This is a genomic window from Psychrobacillus sp. NPDC096426, from assembly GCF_044762745.1.
GTDB lineage: Bacteria > Bacillota > Bacilli > Bacillales_A > Planococcaceae > Psychrobacillus.
Genome location: NZ_JBIWEX010000001.1, coordinates 327599 through 343828, shown reverse-complemented (window position 1 = coordinate 343828; position 16230 = coordinate 327599). Strand labels below are relative to the sequence as shown.

The window sequence follows — 16230 nt, the reverse complement described above, 5'->3', positions numbered from 1 at the left end:
TCATAATAGATTTACAATCGTCTGTTACATTTAAATAGACCCCTTTTCCAAACGATTTACCTAAAAAAGCTAGCGCTCAGCTAGCTTTTTTATTTTCCAGGAAATTAATATTTAATGTTATTTGATAACTTTCTCTAAAAAATGAAAGAATGTTCCTGTTCATATTAAGCGCAAAATAGGAATAATGTGTCGTAGTTAGTTACCGCTTGGATCTCCGCTGCAGGGCGGAAAGCGTCCACCTGAAGCGGAAATCATAGCGGTCACCTAAAAGAGCTTTATAAGACGCATTATCTCTAGACTACGCAAACTATCCTTTGTAAGCTAGTTTTTTTATTTTTGAAACCAAATGGGCTGTTACTCCGTAAAAGAAGTATACATATAGAAAGGGGAAATACGATGAGTACAAAGAGATTAATATCCATCATTGTTGCTTCAATCTTAGGAATTATTTTATTATCTGCTGTATTTACATCTTGGTACACAGTAGACGAATCAGAACAAGCAATTGTTATTACGTTTGGGGAGGCAAGTGACCCGATAACGGAGTCGGGTCTAAAGTTTAAAATGCCTTGGCCAATACAAAAAGTGGAAAAACTATCAAAGGAAACATTCAGTCTTCAGTTTGGATATGAACAAGCACCAAATGGAGAAATTACTGCATCTTTTGATAAAGATACAAAAATGATTACAGGAGACGATAATATTGTCCTAACGGATTTAGTTGTACAATGGAAAATTACGAATCCTAAAGAATACTTATTTAACGTCCAAAGTCCTCAGGAATTACTACATGATGCAACGTCCGCTTCTATTCGTTCGGTAATTGGTAATTCGAAAATAGACGATGCGCTAACTTCAGGAAAAGCACAAATCGAAGCGGATACAACGGAGTTACTTGCTTCATTAATAGAAAAATATAATATTGGCATTACAGTACTAAACGTTAAATTACAAGATGTAGAGTTACCAAATGATGAAGTTCGTTCCGCATTTATGGCTGTAACAGATGCGGAAGAAACGAAAAATACAAAAGTAAACCAAGCTGGAAAATATGAAAACCAAAAAATGAGTGAAGCAATAGGGGAAAAAGATGCGATAATTTCAAATGCAGAAGGGCTAAAAACTGCCCGCATTGAACAAGCAAAAGGGGATGTCGCATTATTTGATAAACTATTTGCAGAATACCAACATAATAAAGAGATTACAAGAGAACGACTTATTATGGAAACGTTAGATGCTGTGTTACCAAATGCACAAATTTACATTATGAATGATGAAGGTGGAACAATGAAATACTTGCCGCTTCAATCACTAGATTCTAATAAACAAACTACTCCACCAGCGGATACAAAAACAGAGGAAGGGAGCGGACAATAATGGCAGATAATCATAACCCGTTTTCCAACTTAGAGACAAAATTTAAAACAGTTGAGAAGAAACCGAAAAAAGAAAAAGCGCCAATGGACTTTAAAAAGCACTATAAGTCATTTATTACTATTTTTTTAGCTTTTGTTATTATCGTTGTCGCATTTGCTAACGTTTACGTTGTGAAAGAAGGCGACTATAAAATAATTCGTCAATTTGGGGAAGTTGTCGGCGTTAAATATGAACCAGGAGTCTATATGAAAGTGCCATTTGTTCAAAGCGTAACGACTATACCAAAATATCAGATGAACTATAAGCTTTCTGAAAAAGAGATTAACACGAAAGATAAAAGACGAATCATTATTGATAATTATGCAGTTTGGCATGTTGTAGATCCAAAACAAATGATTAAAAGTGCGGGAAGTTTAGTTGGTGCAAGTTCTCGTATGGAGGAGTTTATCTACTCGGTCGTTCGTTCGGAACTTGGTCAGCTTGAATATAATGATATTATTAACGATGAAAATTCATCTAGAGGTAGCTTAAATGATAAAATTACAGCAGAAGTAAATGCGCATTTGGAAAAAGATAAATACGGTATTGAGGTAGTCGATGTTCGGATTAAACGGATAGATTTACCAGAAGAGAACGAACAATCTGTTTATAATGAAATGATCTCTGAACGTCAAAAAATTGCACAAAAATACTTATCCACTGGGGATGCAGATAAGCGTCGCATAGAGGCAGAAACCGATCGTCAAGTACGCGAGATGTTAGCAACTGCAAAAAAAGATGCTGCTGTTATCGAAGCGGTAGGTGAAGCGGAAGCTGCAAAAATTTATAATCAGTCGTTTTCAAAAGATCCAGAGTTTTATTCTTTATATCGAACACTGGAGTCGTACAAAAAAACGATTGGGGAAGATACAATGATTATTATTCCGTCTGACTCTCCTTATGCGAAAATTCTTTCAGGTTACTTAGAATAGTTTATGAATCGTCATTCCCCTTACTATCATGGTAAGATATAGGGAATGACGATTTTATTTAACTTAATTCAGCAAATGCCGCTGAATTAGTTAAGCCTCCGGCGGATGGCGGAAATACGCCAAGCCGAATTTGATTAAGAAGGAGTGAGTGGAATGTCCAACGAAAAAATCCTTTTATTGGATGGAAATAGTCTCGCATATCGAGCTTTCTTTGCATTACCATTATTAACAAACGAACATGGTGTACATACAAACGCTGTATATGGTTTTACACTTATGCTTCAAAAAATTATGGAAGAAGAAAAACCAACACATATGCTCGTAGCATTCGATGCGGGAAAAACAACATTCCGACATTCTACTTTTGGAGAATATAAAGGTGGAAGACAGAAAACGCCACCTGAGCTTTCTGAACAATTCCCTTACGTTCGAAAACTTATCGATGCATATGGGATTAAACGATACGAGTTGGAAATGTATGAAGCGGACGATATTATCGGGACACTAAGTAAACAAGCCGATGCAAAAGGTCAACAAGTTATCATTGTATCAGGGGACAAAGATTTGACGCAGTTAGCATCGGATCGTACAACTGTATATATTACACGAAAAGGTATTACAGATATTGAAAAATATACACCTGCTCACATAGAAGAAAAGTACGGGCTTACACCACTGCAAATTATTGATATGAAAGGTCTCATGGGAGATACGTCTGATAATATCCCAGGTGTACCTGGAGTTGGTGAAAAAACGGCGATTAAACTATTAAAAGAACATGGTTCCGTAGAAAGTCTTTATGAAGCATTAGATGCTGTTAGTGGAGTGAAATTAAAAGAGAAATTAGTGGCAAACGAAGACCAAGCAAAAATGAGTAAAACACTTGCAACAATCGAAACAAATGCGCCAGTTGAAGTTGCCATCGCTGATCTGACATACAGTGGACCTAATATGGAAGAAGTAGTGGCGATTTGGAAAGAGCTTTCGTTTAAAACACTATTAGAGAAATCTGATTTCGTTGCGGAAGAACAGGAAACTGCCGAAATGGATTATCAAGTGTTGGAGGAAGTAGATGCTTCCCTTTTAAAAGACCAAATGGCAGTTCATTTCGAAATGTATGATGAACAATATCATACGAGTGAACTACTAGGAATCGCTTTATCAGACGGGGAAGGCTCGTATTTTATCCAAGGGGCTAAAGCATTTCAATCCGATGCTTTTTGTGCGTGGTTAGAGGATGACTCGAAACAGAAATTTTTATCAGACTCGAAGGCGACACAGGCAGTAAGTAGAAAACATGGAATAAGTATTCAAGGAGCAGAGTTTGATCTGCTATTAGCTGCTTATATAGTCAATCAATCCATTTCTTCTGGCGACGTTTCCACACTCGCAAAAGAATTCGGAAATTATAATGTATGGACAGATGAAAGTGTTTATGGAAAAGGTGCAAAAAAATCAACGCCGGAGCAAGAAAAGCTTGCGGAACATGCAGCACGAAAAGCTCTTGCAGTTTGGCAATTAAAGCCGACTTTGGAAGAAAAGCTAAAAGAAAACGAGCAATTCGCATTGTACAAAGATTTAGAATTACCACTCGCATCGATTCTTGGTACGATGGAATCGGACGGAGTGAAAGTAGACAAACAAATTCTCGTCGAAATGGGTCATGACTTAGAAATAAAGCTACAATCCATTGAGCAAGATATATATGCGCTAGCAGGGGAGAAATTTAATATTAATTCCCCTAAACAATTAGGCGTCATTTTATTTGAAAAAATTGGACTAACTCCGATTAAGAAAACGAAAACTGGCTATTCCACAGCAGCGGATGTATTAGAGAAATTAGCTGGAGAGCATGAAATTATTGAACAAATTCTTCATTATCGTCAATTAGGAAAGTTAAATTCAACGTATATTGAAGGTCTGTTGAAAGAAATCCATGAAGAAGATGGGAAAATCCATACGCGCTACCAACAAGCATTAACTTCTACAGGGCGATTAAGTTCGATTAATCCGAACTTGCAAAATATACCGGTTCGCTTAGAAGAAGGTAGAAAGATTCGAAAAGCATTTGTACCGACGCGTCCTGATTGGGTTATGTTTGCAGCCGATTATTCTCAAATCGAACTTCGTGTCTTGGCGCATATGTCGGAAGATAAAAACTTAGTAGAAGCGTTTATTAATGACCTAGATATCCATACGAAAACGGCAATGGATGTTTTCCATGTAGATGCAGAAAATGTGACATCGGACATGCGCCGTGCTGCAAAAGCAGTTAACTTTGGTATTGTGTATGGGATTAGCGATTATGGTTTATCGCAAAACTTGGACATTACGAGAAAAGAAGCAGCGACTTTTATCGAGCAATATTTAAATAGTTTTCCGGGTGTAAAAGAATATATGGATGATATCGTGCATGAAGCAAAACAAAAAGGATTTGTTACGACGATATTAAATCGAAGAAGATATTTACCTGAAATTACAAGTTCCAATTTTAATCTACGAAGCTTTGCCGAACGTACCGCGATGAATACACCAATTCAAGGGAGTGCAGCGGATATTATTAAAAAAGCGATGATAGATATGGCTCAACGTTTGAAAGATGAAAAAATGCAGACGAAGATGCTCTTACAAGTACATGATGAATTAATCTTCGAAGCACCGAAAGAAGAAATTGCATTACTTGAAAAAATTGTACCAGAAGTAATGGATACGGCGATTAAATTACAAGTTCCGTTGAAAGTGGACTATGCATTTGGTGCTTCTTGGTACGAAACAAAATAAGGGGTTTTTAATATGCCTGAATTACCGGAAGTGGAAGGGGTCGTTCGGTCTTTGCGACCAATTGCGACGGGCAAAACAATTAAATCTGTAGAAGTCTCAGAAACGATTATGACATCTAAAGCTAATGGCAAAGAAGCAATTATTAAAGGGGCAGATGTTGAGTCGTTCCGAGAAGCACTGCCTCACATGACGATTGAAAGAATCGATAGACGATCCAAATATATTTATTTTCATTTGTTGAAAGATGGGATACCTCATTTACTCGTTTCACATTTAGGAATGTCTGGGGCATGGTTTTACGTTCGCAACTTGCATGAAATTGAAGAAGAAAAGTTTAAGCGGCATTCACATGTCATTTTCCATTTGGAGGAAGGTGGCATGCTCGTATATGCGGACATTAGACGATTCGGAGAGCTCCGATTACTCGAGAGTGAAGCAGACTACCCACCGTTATTATTAATGGCTCCAGAGCCTTTTGACCAAGACGCTTTAGATCATTATTTGGCGATGAGTGTGTTGCCCAAATATGAGAATAAAGCGATCAAGGAATTTATCATGGATGGTCACGTCGTATCGGGTTGTGGAAACATTTATGCTACGGAAGCATTATTCCGTTTGAGAATGCATCCAGCTCGAAAAGTTAAGCGAATTAGTAAGGAAAGAAAAATTCAATTATTTAACGAAATTGTTATCGTGCTACTGGATAGTATCGAAAACGGAGGAAGTACGATCTCCGATTATCGCTCCATCAACGGGGAAGCTGGTAATATGCAAGATAGACTACAAATGTACGGTAAAAAGAATTGCCCCATTTGTAATCGAAAAACATTGCAAAAAACAATAGGTGGTAGAACCTCCACTTATTGTGGTACATGTCAGAAATAACGGAGGATTGTTATGATCATTGGTTTAACTGGAAGTATTGCAAGTGGGAAAAGTACCGTTTCGAATATGTTAAAGGTATTAGGTTACCCAATTGTAGATGCGGATCTTGTAGCACGTGTAGTCGTTGAAAGAGGAACGGAAACACTGCAAACTATACAGGAAGTATTTGGCCAAGAAGTAATTGCAGAAGATGGTACCTTAAATCGCGGAAAACTGGGTGAAATTATTTTTTCTAGTCCTTCTAAGCGGAAACAATTAAATGACATTATTCATCCAGCCATTCGTGCAGAAATGCTTCGCCAAAAAGAGCAACTGTTAATAGATGGTCATCCAACCATTATTATGGATATCCCATTATTATTTGAAAGCAAACTGCAATCGTATGTAGAGAAAATATTAGTTGTAACGGTTACAGAAGAAACGCAACTGGAACGATTAATGGCTCGAAATAATTATACGCTAGAAGAAGCAAAGGCAAGAATCCAATCTCAACTTCCATTATCGATTAAAGAAAAAGAAGCAGATGCAGTTATTTATAATAATGGAACGTTGGAATCGACGGAACAACAATTGAAAAAAATCTTAAGCGATTGGAACGTCTTGATCGCGTAGCATATAAGACTGTAGACAAACTTGAAAAAACAAGTTGTTTACAGTCTTTTATTATTGCTTAGGTATTTATAAAAATTTAGAAATGGTGATAACTTTTTCAAATAACATAAGGAATATCGTTTTTTATATAGAATGCGGTATAGATATAATGCGTCTTAATTATAGGATCTCGGGCTTGTCGTGTTGAGCGGTCTTTTTGTCGCTTTCGGGTTAGTCTTTGTCGTGTCCGAAGGCCAGTTTGTCGCGTTCGCAGTGGATTTTATCTCGTTCAACCATATTTTGTAAGATTTAAACTGACTAGCTAGCAAATTTTATGGATTGGAGCGGAAGGGCGGCGACTCCGGTGGGATCAAGTGAGACAAATGAGACTTCACAACGTACGTACAAGCGGCGGTGAAGGCTCATCGCTCACCCCGCGGAAAGCGTCCGCCCTGCAGCGGAAATCCCAGCGGTAACCCCTACGATGCATTATCCCTATTATGTGCGACATTTCATTCAGCTTTCCCATTTGCAAAATAGGGGCTGGAACAGGCGCTAGTGTCTTTATGAACAAGGACAACCAACTAGATTTTAAATAAAAATATCTTTCTGTTAAATTGGGGCTACATGATTGTTATAATGTGTTATACTAATTACAAGTTATAAAATATAAAGTATCACACAGTCACAGGAGGATTTTCACATGACAGCTTCAATTGCAATTAATGGTTTTGGACGTATTGGACGAATGGTATTTCGCCAAGCGATTGTACAGGAAGAGTTAAACGTTGTGGCAATTAATGCAAGGTATCCTTTAGAAACTTTAGCACATTTAATCAAATATGACTCTACTCATGGTACTTTTTCCGGAGAAGTAACAATAGAAGAAAATGCACTTGTTGTAAATGGCAAACGAGTTCAAATTGTCAATGATCGTGATCCAGCTAATTTACCTTGGAAAGAGTTGAATGTCGACATTGTAATTGAGTCAACTGGTAAGTTTAATGATGGAGAAAAAGCAGGTGCTCACTTAACAGCTGGAGCGAAAAAAGTAATTATTACTGCTCCTGCCAAAAACGAAGATGCAACTATTGTGATGGGTGTAAATGACGACAAACTAGATTTGAACAATCATCATATTATTTCGAATGCGAGTTGTACGACAAATTGTTTAGCACCAGTTGCAAAAGTATTAAATGATACATTTGGAATTGAAAACGGGTTAATGACAACGGTTCACGCATATACAAATGATCAAAATAATCTAGACAATCCACATAAGGATTTGAGACGTGCGCGTTCATGTGGGCAATCCATTATTCCTACTTCTACAGGTGCGGCAAAAGCGCTTACACTAGTATTACCAGAGCTAGAAGGGAAAATCCATGGTATGGCACTTCGTGTACCAACTCCAAATGTATCTTTAGTTGATTTAGTAGTAGATGTACAAAGAGATATAACTGTTGAAGAAGTAAATGAAGCCTTTTTCCAAGCATCTGAAGGATCTATGAAAGGAATTTTAGGATATACAACCGAGCCACTTGTTTCCATTGATTTTAATACGTCTACTCTTTCTTCTACTATAGATGGATTAACTACAATGGTCATCGGTGATCGTAAAGTAAAGGTACTTGCTTGGTACGATAACGAGTGGGGTTATTCTGCAAGAGTAGTTGATTTAACGAAAAAAGTAGCGACCGGACTAAAAGTAGTCTCCAGTTTATAAAATGATGATCCTCATTCTTAATTCGTTAGGATGAGGATTTTTATGCTTTAAGAATTTAAATTCTATGCAATTTGGATAACCGTTCATGAAGTATATAGCATGCCACTTCTTGATTGGAGCGGAATATAGTAATATTGAGTCTTAATTCCTTGAATGTGCAATATATCTGCAGTCAAATTAGTTTTGTAGTGTTGGGCAGGAGGTTTGTAACGTTCAAGATAGCTTTTGTCGTGTTCAGGTGGTAGTTTGTCACGTTCACAGTGTTTATTGTCTCGTTTAACCATTTATTGTACAGCGAAAATCCCATCGGATACTGTTACGGCGCACTATAATCTATATTTTGAACTATCTTTTTTTATTTGTTGCTTATTTTATCAATACATCATATAATGGTAATCGTGTACTTCACGTACATGGACTACTTAAAGGGTTAGGACCTCTTTGGACTAACTTTCCCCCGTGGTAGTCAACTTTGATTGTTAATTTTTAAACTAAAACTTATCAAAGGGGGAAACGGACATTGGAAACAATGGGACGTCACATTATTGCTGAACTATGGGAATGCGATTTCGACAAACTTAACGATATGCAATTTATCGAGCAAACATTTGTTGATGCTGCGCTGAAATCTGGTGCAGAAGTCAGAGAAGTTGCATTTCACAAATTTGCACCACAAGGTGTAAGTGGAGTCGTTATAATTTCCGAATCACATTTAACGATTCACAGCTTTCCAGAGCATGGTTATGCTAGCATTGATGTGTATACATGTGGTGATTTAGACCCGTCAATTGCAGCTAATTATATTGCAGATGCTCTTAATGCTGGAATACGCGAAACGATTGAAATGCCTCGTGGAATGGGTCCAGTTAATGTACCTAAGTCGCGCATGACAGTTCAAGCGTAATAACTTAGCCTAGATGACTTAGCAGAGGAAGCGATTCCTCTGCTTTTTCGATTTTATCCGAGAATATTGTTATAATAGATATACAAATTGATGTAAGGATTTAGGTGAGAAAATATGAGATGTCCAACTTGTCAATATAATGGCACGAAAGTTGTTGATTCTAGGCCGGTTGATGATAACAAGGCAATTAGAAGAAGAAGAGAGTGCGAAGCTTGTGGATTTCGATTTACAACATTTGAAAAGGTGGAAGAAACCCCTTTAATCGTAGTTAAAAAAGATGGGTCAAGAGAAGAGTTTAGTCGTGAAAAAGTGCTTCGTGGTCTCATACGTGCATGTGAGAAAAGACCAGTTGCGCTAGCTCAACTAGAAGATATCGTATTTTCGATTGAAAAAGAATTGCGAAGAGCGGGAAATTCTGAAGTAAAATCAGAAGAAGTTGGCGAAAAAGTAATGGACAAGCTTGCGGAAGTAGATGAAGTTGCTTACGTTCGATTCGCTTCTGTTTATCGTCAATTTAAAGATATAACCGTCTTTATAGAAGAATTAAAAGAAATAATAAAAAAAAATCCAACATTATAAGCAGCAAGAGAGTAGGTGCAACTGTCGATGTTATATAAGGAGCTTCAGCCAGCAGACATGTATATGATTCGCTTGCCATATTCTTTTTCGGATTATGATCGCCAGTTATTAACATTATTTTATCAGCCATTAGTGGGAGCAGAAAGCATAAGCCTATATTTAACGTTATGGGCAGATGGAGAAGCAAATAATAACGAGGGGTTACCTCATTATCAACTAATGAATGTATTAGGTGTTTCCATCGGTAAAATTTTTCAAGCAAGAATTGCATTAGAAGCAATAGGACTACTTCGTACTTGGCAAAAATCAGAGAATGATGGTCGTGTCTTTTATTATGAATTAACTGCTCCACTCGATGCAGAGTCCTTTTTAAAAGATCCATTATTGTCGATGTTTTTGTTAGGCAAAATTGGGGAAAATGCATATAAACAATTACGCAGTCGATTTATCCAACCTGCGAACTGGCATGAAGGATTTACGGATGTTTCCAGAACATTTATGGATGTGTTTAAACCATCTTCGAAAACTGGGAATGCTATATCTTATGATGACGAATTTCAATCCAAAAAAAGAATGGCTAGTCTGCCTTTTTACTTCGAGCAATTTGATTTTGCTTTATTACAGGAAGGGCTGTCGGAACAACTAGTTCCAAAATCAGCGATGACGATAGAAGCAAAAGAAGTAATTGCAAAACTAGCTTTTTTATACAATCTACATCCAGTTGAGATGCAAAAAGTGGTTATTCTTGCATTAGATGATGAACTACATCTCTCCGAAGCAAGATTAAAAAAAGCATGCGCTGATTACTATAAACTAACTGTCTCTAGAACTGCCCCCGTTATGGAGAAAATCGAGCAATCGGCTAAACCCGTACCTGAAAAGAGCCAGCCCTTATCGAAAGAAGAAGAACTTATCCATTATTTAGAAACGACCGCTCCCGTAACAGTATTAAAAGATATTGCAAACGGCAAAGAACCAATTTTAGCAGATGTGCAATTAGCGACTCATTTTGTGACTCATTTTAAAATGCCTATAGGTGTGGTCAATGTACTTTTGCAATATGTGTTGCTTCGAACGGATATGAAACTGACGAAAAATTATGCTGAAAAAATTGCTTCCCATTGGATGCGAAAAAATGTGAAAACAGCAAAACAGGCCATGGAACTAGCAAGAAGTGAACACGAGCAATATGTAAAATGGAAAAGCGAAGGCGCTAAGCAGAAATCCTATACGAAAAAACCAGTTCGCGAAGAAAAAGTACCAGATTGGTTTTATAAAAAAGATGGAGAAACGAAACAGTCCGGAGAAACAACAAATGGTATTCAAAATATAGATGAAGAAAGACAAAAGCTATTAGCTGATTTGAATGCATTGAAGAGGTAGGTGGAAAAAATGGAGCGTATTAATGAAACATTAAAAAGAATGGTTCAAACGCCTGAATTCTCAACAAGGCTAGATGAAATGAAGAAAGAAGTATTAGAAGATCCAGGTGTGCAAAAGTTTTTAGAGGAAAACGCGGGGGATATATCAAAACGAATAGTAGATCGTGGATTAAGTAAATTATACGAATATAAGTCTCAGTCCCATGATTGTGGTTCTTGCGAATCTTTAGAACTTTGCATGAATGTAATGAAAGGCTATGAGCCAAAATTAGTTTTAGAGCGTGGTCTAATTGATTTAGAATATGTTCGTTGTCAACGAGGAATAATAGAGGACGAACGGAGAAAAGTGACTTCCATGATTGATAGCATACATATGCCAAAAGAGGTCATGGAGGCACGTCTTAGCGATGTTGATGTGAATGATGGTAGTCGAGTAGTTGCTGTTCGTGCTGCAGTTGACTTTCTGGAAGAATATAAACGGACTAATACATTACCGACAAAAGGGCTTTATATTCACGGGAAGTTCGGTGTTGGGAAATCCTATTTGCTTGGTGCACTAGCGAATGAATTAGCTGCGAAACATATTCATTCTGTAGTAGTTTATGTTCCTGAATTTTTGCGAGAGATGAAACAAGCCATTCAAGATCAATCCCTCTCAGAAAAAATAGAGTTTGTCAAAAAAGCTCCCGTTTTAATGCTAGATGATCTTGGTGCTGAAGTAATGTCGAGCTGGACAAGAGATGAGATAATAGGAACGATTTTGCATTATCGAATGTCGGAGCAGCTCCCTACTTTTATTACGTCTAACTTCAATTATTCTGAGTTAGAGCACCATCTCTCAGTCACGCAGCGCGGAGAAAAAGAAGTAGTGAAAGCTGGTCGGATTATGGAGCGCATTCGTGCACTTACGAAGCCAATTTCACTTCAAGGAAAGAATTGGCGGGAAAGCTAAAGTCAGTCATTATAGCTACTTGCAAATCATTTTTGAGTAGCGTATAATCATTTTCATAAGAATAAGTAAATGCATTGAAGAGGACAACAATCAGTTTGTACGACTTTTTAGAGAGAGAAGCCTTGGCTGGAAGCTTCTTAAGTACCGGCAATCGATTTACCACCTCCGAGCAGCAACTGTGAAATTTAAGTAGCAGTTACCGGTCACCGGCCCGTTAGCCGATGCAGAGCTTCGTCTACTTTTGTTTTAGTAGACAGAAGAAGGGTGGAACCACGATTTGAACCTCGTCCCTTTTTAGGGATGAGGTTTTTTTGCGTTCTCCAAAGATTATTATACAAGGAGTGTTCAACATGACAGAAGTTATTAAGTTAAAATTTCCAGACGGAGCGGAAAAGGAATTTCCTATTTCGACAACTACAGAAGAAATTGCGCAATCCATTAGTCCTGGATTACGTAAAAAAGCGTTAGCAGGTAAACTTAGCGGGCAACTAATCGACTTAAAAACACCAATTACGACAGACGGAGAAATTGCCATTATTACGCCAGAATCTGAAGAAGCATTAGAAATTCTTCGTCACAGTTCAGCTCATTTACTTGCACAAGCGATTAAACGTTTGTTTAAAGATGTAAAACTCGGTATTGGTCCTGTGATCGAAAATGGCTTTTATTATGATATTGATTCTCCAGAACCGATTACTGCAGACGACTTCCCGTTAATCGAAAAAGAAATGAAAAAAATTATTAATGAGAATATTGAAATCATAAGACATGATGTATCTCGCGAAGAAGCGTTCGAAAAATTTAAAGAAGATGAGTATAAAGTAGAACTTTTGGAAGCAATTCCAGAAGGTGAACAAGTATCCATTTATGAGCAAGGAGAATTTTTCGACCTTTGTCGCGGAGTACATGTACCATCAACTGGTAAACTAAAAGAGTTCAAATTATTAAGCATTGCGGGAGCATATTGGCGCGGGAATAGCGACAATAAAATGCTACAACGTATTTATGGTACTGCATTCTTTAAAAAAGAAGAGCTTAAACATCATTTAGACATGCTAGAAGAAGCAAAAGAGCGCGATCATCGTAAAATTGGAAAAGAGTTAGCACTATTTACGAATTCCCAAAAAGTAGGACAAGGTTTACCGCTTTGGTTACCGAACGGTGCAACTATTCGTCGTGTAATTGAGCGTTATATCGTAGATAAAGAGCTTAAACTTGGTTATAAACATGTTTATACTCCAGTACTTGGCTCTAAAGACCTTTATGAAACTTCCGGTCACTGGGATCACTATCAAGATTCGATGTTCCCACCAATGGAAATGGATAACGAGACATTAGTACTGCGCCCAATGAACTGTCCACACCATATGATGGTTTTCAAAAACGGTATGCATTCTTATCGTAATCTCCCATTACGTATTGCGGAACTTGGTACAATGCACCGTTATGAAATGTCCGGGGCACTTTCTGGTTTACAACGCGTTCGCGGCATGACATTAAATGATGCGCATCTTTTCGTACGTCCTGACCAAATTAAAGAAGAGTTCCAAAAAGTAGTAGAGCTAATTATTTCTGTATATAAGGATTTTGACTTAAAAGATTACACATTCCGTCTATCTTACCGTGATCCACAAGATACAGAGAAATATTTCGACGACGATGCAATGTGGGAAAAAGCACAAGCAATGTTAAAAGAAGCAATGGACGAGCTAGGTTTAGATTATTTCGAAGCAGAAGGCGAAGCAGCGTTCTACGGACCGAAGTTAGACGTTCAAGTAAAAACAGCAATTGGTAAGGAAGAAACTTTATCTACAGTTCAATTGGACTTCTTATTACCAGAGCGTTTTGACTTAACATATGTTGGAGAAGATGGTAAGCCGCATCGTCCAGTCGTTATTCACCGCGGAGTAGTTTCTACAATGGAACGTTTCGTAGCATTCTTAATCGAAGAATACAAAGGTGCATTCCCAACTTGGTTAGCTCCAGTTCAAGTAGAAATTATACCAGTCTCCAATGAAGTGCATTTCGATTATGCCAAAAAAATCGAAGAGCAATTAGTAGCAGCAGGATTCCGCGTAGAAATGGATGACCGTGAAGAGAAACTTGGTTATAAAATTCGAGAAGCACAAATGCAAAAGATTCCATATATGCTCGTTTTAGGTGATAAGGAATTAGAAGCAGGTAATGTGAATGTACGTAAATACGGAGAACAGCAGTCAGAAAGTATTCCGTTCGATGCGTTTTTAGCTCGTGTTTTAGAAGAAGTGAAACATTAATAAAATAGTGTTGACATGATGAATTTGTCATGCTATAGTTATAAAGGTTATTGAATACTAGTTTGTGGTATAAGAAGAGGCTGCCCGCTTCTCACCTGTTCGACACATTAAGTTGTTGACTGGTAAGCACACGATCGACTGTAACATGTAGGCATCTACATGTTCTTATATCGGCGGGCAGACATACATCTTATGTCTGCTCGTTTTTTTATTTGATCGAAAACGGCGTAAGTAATTCGTTTCTACGGAATTTATGCCCAAACCATGTATTCGCGACACTATTTGGAGGTGGATTGTTATTAGCAAAGACATGTATGTAAACGATGGCATTCGAGCACGCGAACTACGAGTTATTGATCAAAATGGTGATCAATTAGGATTGAAAACACGTAACGAAGCACTTGAAATTGCAGGTCGTGTAAATTTGGATCTTGTCCTTGTGGCTCCTCAAGCCAAGCCGCCAGTCGCTCGTATCATGGACTATGGTAAATTCAAATTTGAGCAGCAAAAAAAGGATCGTGAAGTCCGTAAAAATCAAAAAATCATCGTGATGAAAGAGGTTCGTTTGAGCCCAACAATCGATGAACATGATTTCCAAACGAAACTTAAAAACGCGATCAAGTTCCTTGAAAAAGGAGACAAAGTGAAAGCATCTATTCGTTTTAAAGGTCGTGCCATTACTCATAAAGAGATTGGTCAACGCGTTTTAGATCGTTTTGCCGAAGCTTGTGCGGAAGTATCTACGGTTGAATCAAAACCGAAAATGGATGGCCGCAGTATGTTCTTAGTGCTTGCACCAAAGAACGAAAAACAGTAATAGAGTACAATTGTTTAGGAGGAATTCGACATGCCGAAAATGAAAACTCACCGTGGAGCTGCAAAGCGTTTCAAAAAAACGGGTACAGGAAAATTAAAACATGACCGTGCTTTTGGAAGCCACTTATTCGCTAACAAATCTACTAAAGCTAAACGTAAACTACGTAAAACTAAAGTAGCTTCTTCAGGCGATTACAAACGTATCAAAACTTTACTAACTTACATGAAGTAATAAGAAATTTAAATCTCGAAAGAATAGCAGGAGGTAATGAATCATGCCACGCGTAAAAAGCACACCAGTAACAAAAAAGCGTCGTAAAAAAGTATTAAAATTAGCTAAAGGTTATTACGGTTCAAAACATACATTATATAAAGTTGCAAACCAACAGGTTATGAAATCACTAATGTATGCATACCGTGACCGTCGTAACAAAAAACGTGAATTCCGTAAATTATGGATCACACGTATCAATGCGGCAGCACGTTTAAACGGTCTTTCTTACAGCCGTTTAATGCACGGATTGAAAGTAGCTGAAATCGAAGTTAACCGTAAAATGTTAGCTGACTTAGCTGTAACTGATGCAGCAGCATTTACACAACTTGCAGATGCAGCAAAAAAAGCAATCGCTAAATAATAAACGATAAAAAAGCTGATAGAGATTCTATCAGCTTTTTTTGTACAAGGGGTATGAAATGACGGAAATTATTCTCATATTTATTTTATTAATGTCGATTATCTCATTTCTAGTTATGGGCTATGATAAGTCTCAAGCAAAAAAACATAAACAACGAGTTTCAGAGCGTACTTTATGGACACTTGCGATCTTTGGTGGAGGCATTGGTGCTTATTTAGGTATGCAACTATTCCGACACAAAACAAAGCATACAAATTTTCGTGTCGGTTTTTTAATGTTGCTCATTTTGTATGGTTTTTTACTTTTTTGGTTAGTAAAAGCGAACAACCCTATGATTATATAAGGGATGTTCGCT

The 16230-nt window shown here is 37.5% G+C and carries 15 protein-coding genes and 2 other annotated features; all 15 genes read left to right on the top strand.

Annotation, left to right across the window (positions count from 1 at the left end):
• The first annotated feature begins 396 nt into the window (after nucleotides 1-396).
• The 15 genes from hflK to ACIQYS_RS01640 all read left to right on the top strand — a co-directional run bounded on the left by hflK (nucleotide 397) and on the right by ACIQYS_RS01640 (nucleotide 16218).
• Complete coding sequence (gene hflK, locus ACIQYS_RS01710; RefSeq protein ID WP_402973907.1) at nucleotides 397-1377, top strand: FtsH protease activity modulator HflK; 981 nt, start codon at nucleotides 397-399, stop codon at nucleotides 1375-1377.
• Nucleotides 1377-2348: a protease modulator HflC gene (gene hflC / locus ACIQYS_RS01705; RefSeq protein ID WP_402973904.1), complete on the top strand. Its 972-nt coding sequence runs from the start codon at nucleotides 1377-1379 to the stop codon at nucleotides 2346-2348. The genes hflK and hflC overlap by 1 nt, the downstream gene beginning before the upstream one ends.
• Before the next feature lie 153 nt (nucleotides 2349-2501).
• On the top strand, nucleotides 2502-5129 hold the full coding sequence (polA, locus tag ACIQYS_RS01700) for a DNA polymerase I (RefSeq protein ID WP_402973902.1): 2628 nt from the start codon (nucleotides 2502-2504) through the stop codon (nucleotides 5127-5129).
• Between the two features lie 12 nt (nucleotides 5130-5141).
• Nucleotides 5142-6014, top strand: coding sequence for a bifunctional DNA-formamidopyrimidine glycosylase/DNA-(apurinic or apyrimidinic site) lyase (mutM, locus tag ACIQYS_RS01695; protein WP_402973899.1), 873 nt, complete (start codon nucleotides 5142-5144; stop codon nucleotides 6012-6014).
• Between the two features lie 12 nt (nucleotides 6015-6026).
• A complete protein-coding gene (gene coaE / locus ACIQYS_RS01690; RefSeq protein WP_402973896.1) occupies nucleotides 6027-6626 on the top strand; it encodes a dephospho-CoA kinase in 600 nt (199 codons plus the stop codon).
• A 682-nt stretch (nucleotides 6627-7308) separates the two neighbouring features.
• The gene (locus tag ACIQYS_RS01685) at nucleotides 7309-8331 is read left to right on the top strand and encodes a glyceraldehyde-3-phosphate dehydrogenase (RefSeq protein ID WP_402973893.1); all 1023 of its coding nucleotides are present in this window, start codon (nucleotides 7309-7311) and stop codon (nucleotides 8329-8331) included.
• A gap of 520 nt (nucleotides 8332-8851) precedes the next feature.
• Nucleotides 8852-9235, top strand: a complete 384-nt coding sequence (gene speD, locus ACIQYS_RS01680) for an adenosylmethionine decarboxylase (protein WP_282241411.1) — start codon at nucleotides 8852-8854, stop codon at nucleotides 9233-9235.
• 114 nt (nucleotides 9236-9349) lie between these two features.
• Nucleotides 9350-9814 carry a transcriptional regulator NrdR gene (gene nrdR, locus ACIQYS_RS01675; protein ID WP_402973889.1) on the top strand — a complete coding sequence of 155 codons (465 nt, stop codon included), beginning with the start codon at nucleotides 9350-9352 and terminating at the stop codon, nucleotides 9812-9814.
• 27 nt (nucleotides 9815-9841) lie between these two features.
• A complete protein-coding gene (locus ACIQYS_RS01670) occupies nucleotides 9842-11197 on the top strand; it encodes a replication initiation and membrane attachment family protein (RefSeq protein ID WP_402973886.1) in 1356 nt (451 codons plus the stop codon).
• Between the two features lie 9 nt (nucleotides 11198-11206).
• On the top strand, nucleotides 11207-12148 hold the full coding sequence (gene dnaI / locus ACIQYS_RS01665; RefSeq protein ID WP_402973880.1) for a primosomal protein DnaI: 942 nt from the start codon (nucleotides 11207-11209) through the stop codon (nucleotides 12146-12148).
• Nucleotides 12149-12213: 65 nt separating this feature from the next.
• Nucleotides 12214-12443: a binding site (T-box leader), on the top strand.
• Between the two features lie 55 nt (nucleotides 12444-12498).
• Nucleotides 12499-14424: a threonine--tRNA ligase gene (gene thrS / locus ACIQYS_RS01660; protein WP_402973875.1), complete on the top strand. Its 1926-nt coding sequence runs from the start codon at nucleotides 12499-12501 to the stop codon at nucleotides 14422-14424.
• Between the two features lie 65 nt (nucleotides 14425-14489).
• Nucleotides 14490-14638, top strand: a sequence feature (ribosomal protein L20 leader region).
• 39 nt (nucleotides 14639-14677) lie between these two features.
• A complete protein-coding gene (gene infC / locus ACIQYS_RS01655; RefSeq protein WP_186321401.1) occupies nucleotides 14678-15241 on the top strand; it encodes a translation initiation factor IF-3 in 564 nt (187 codons plus the stop codon).
• Nucleotides 15242-15271: 30 nt separating this feature from the next.
• A complete protein-coding gene (rpmI, locus tag ACIQYS_RS01650) occupies nucleotides 15272-15472 on the top strand; it encodes a 50S ribosomal protein L35 (RefSeq protein ID WP_053588661.1) in 201 nt (66 codons plus the stop codon).
• 43 nt (nucleotides 15473-15515) lie between these two features.
• Complete coding sequence (rplT, locus tag ACIQYS_RS01645; RefSeq protein ID WP_402973871.1) at nucleotides 15516-15875, top strand: 50S ribosomal protein L20; 360 nt, start codon at nucleotides 15516-15518, stop codon at nucleotides 15873-15875.
• 58 nt (nucleotides 15876-15933) lie between these two features.
• The gene (locus ACIQYS_RS01640) at nucleotides 15934-16218 is read left to right on the top strand and encodes a DUF1294 domain-containing protein (protein WP_402973868.1); all 285 of its coding nucleotides are present in this window, start codon (nucleotides 15934-15936) and stop codon (nucleotides 16216-16218) included.
• Nucleotides 16219-16230: the final 12 nt, after the last annotated feature.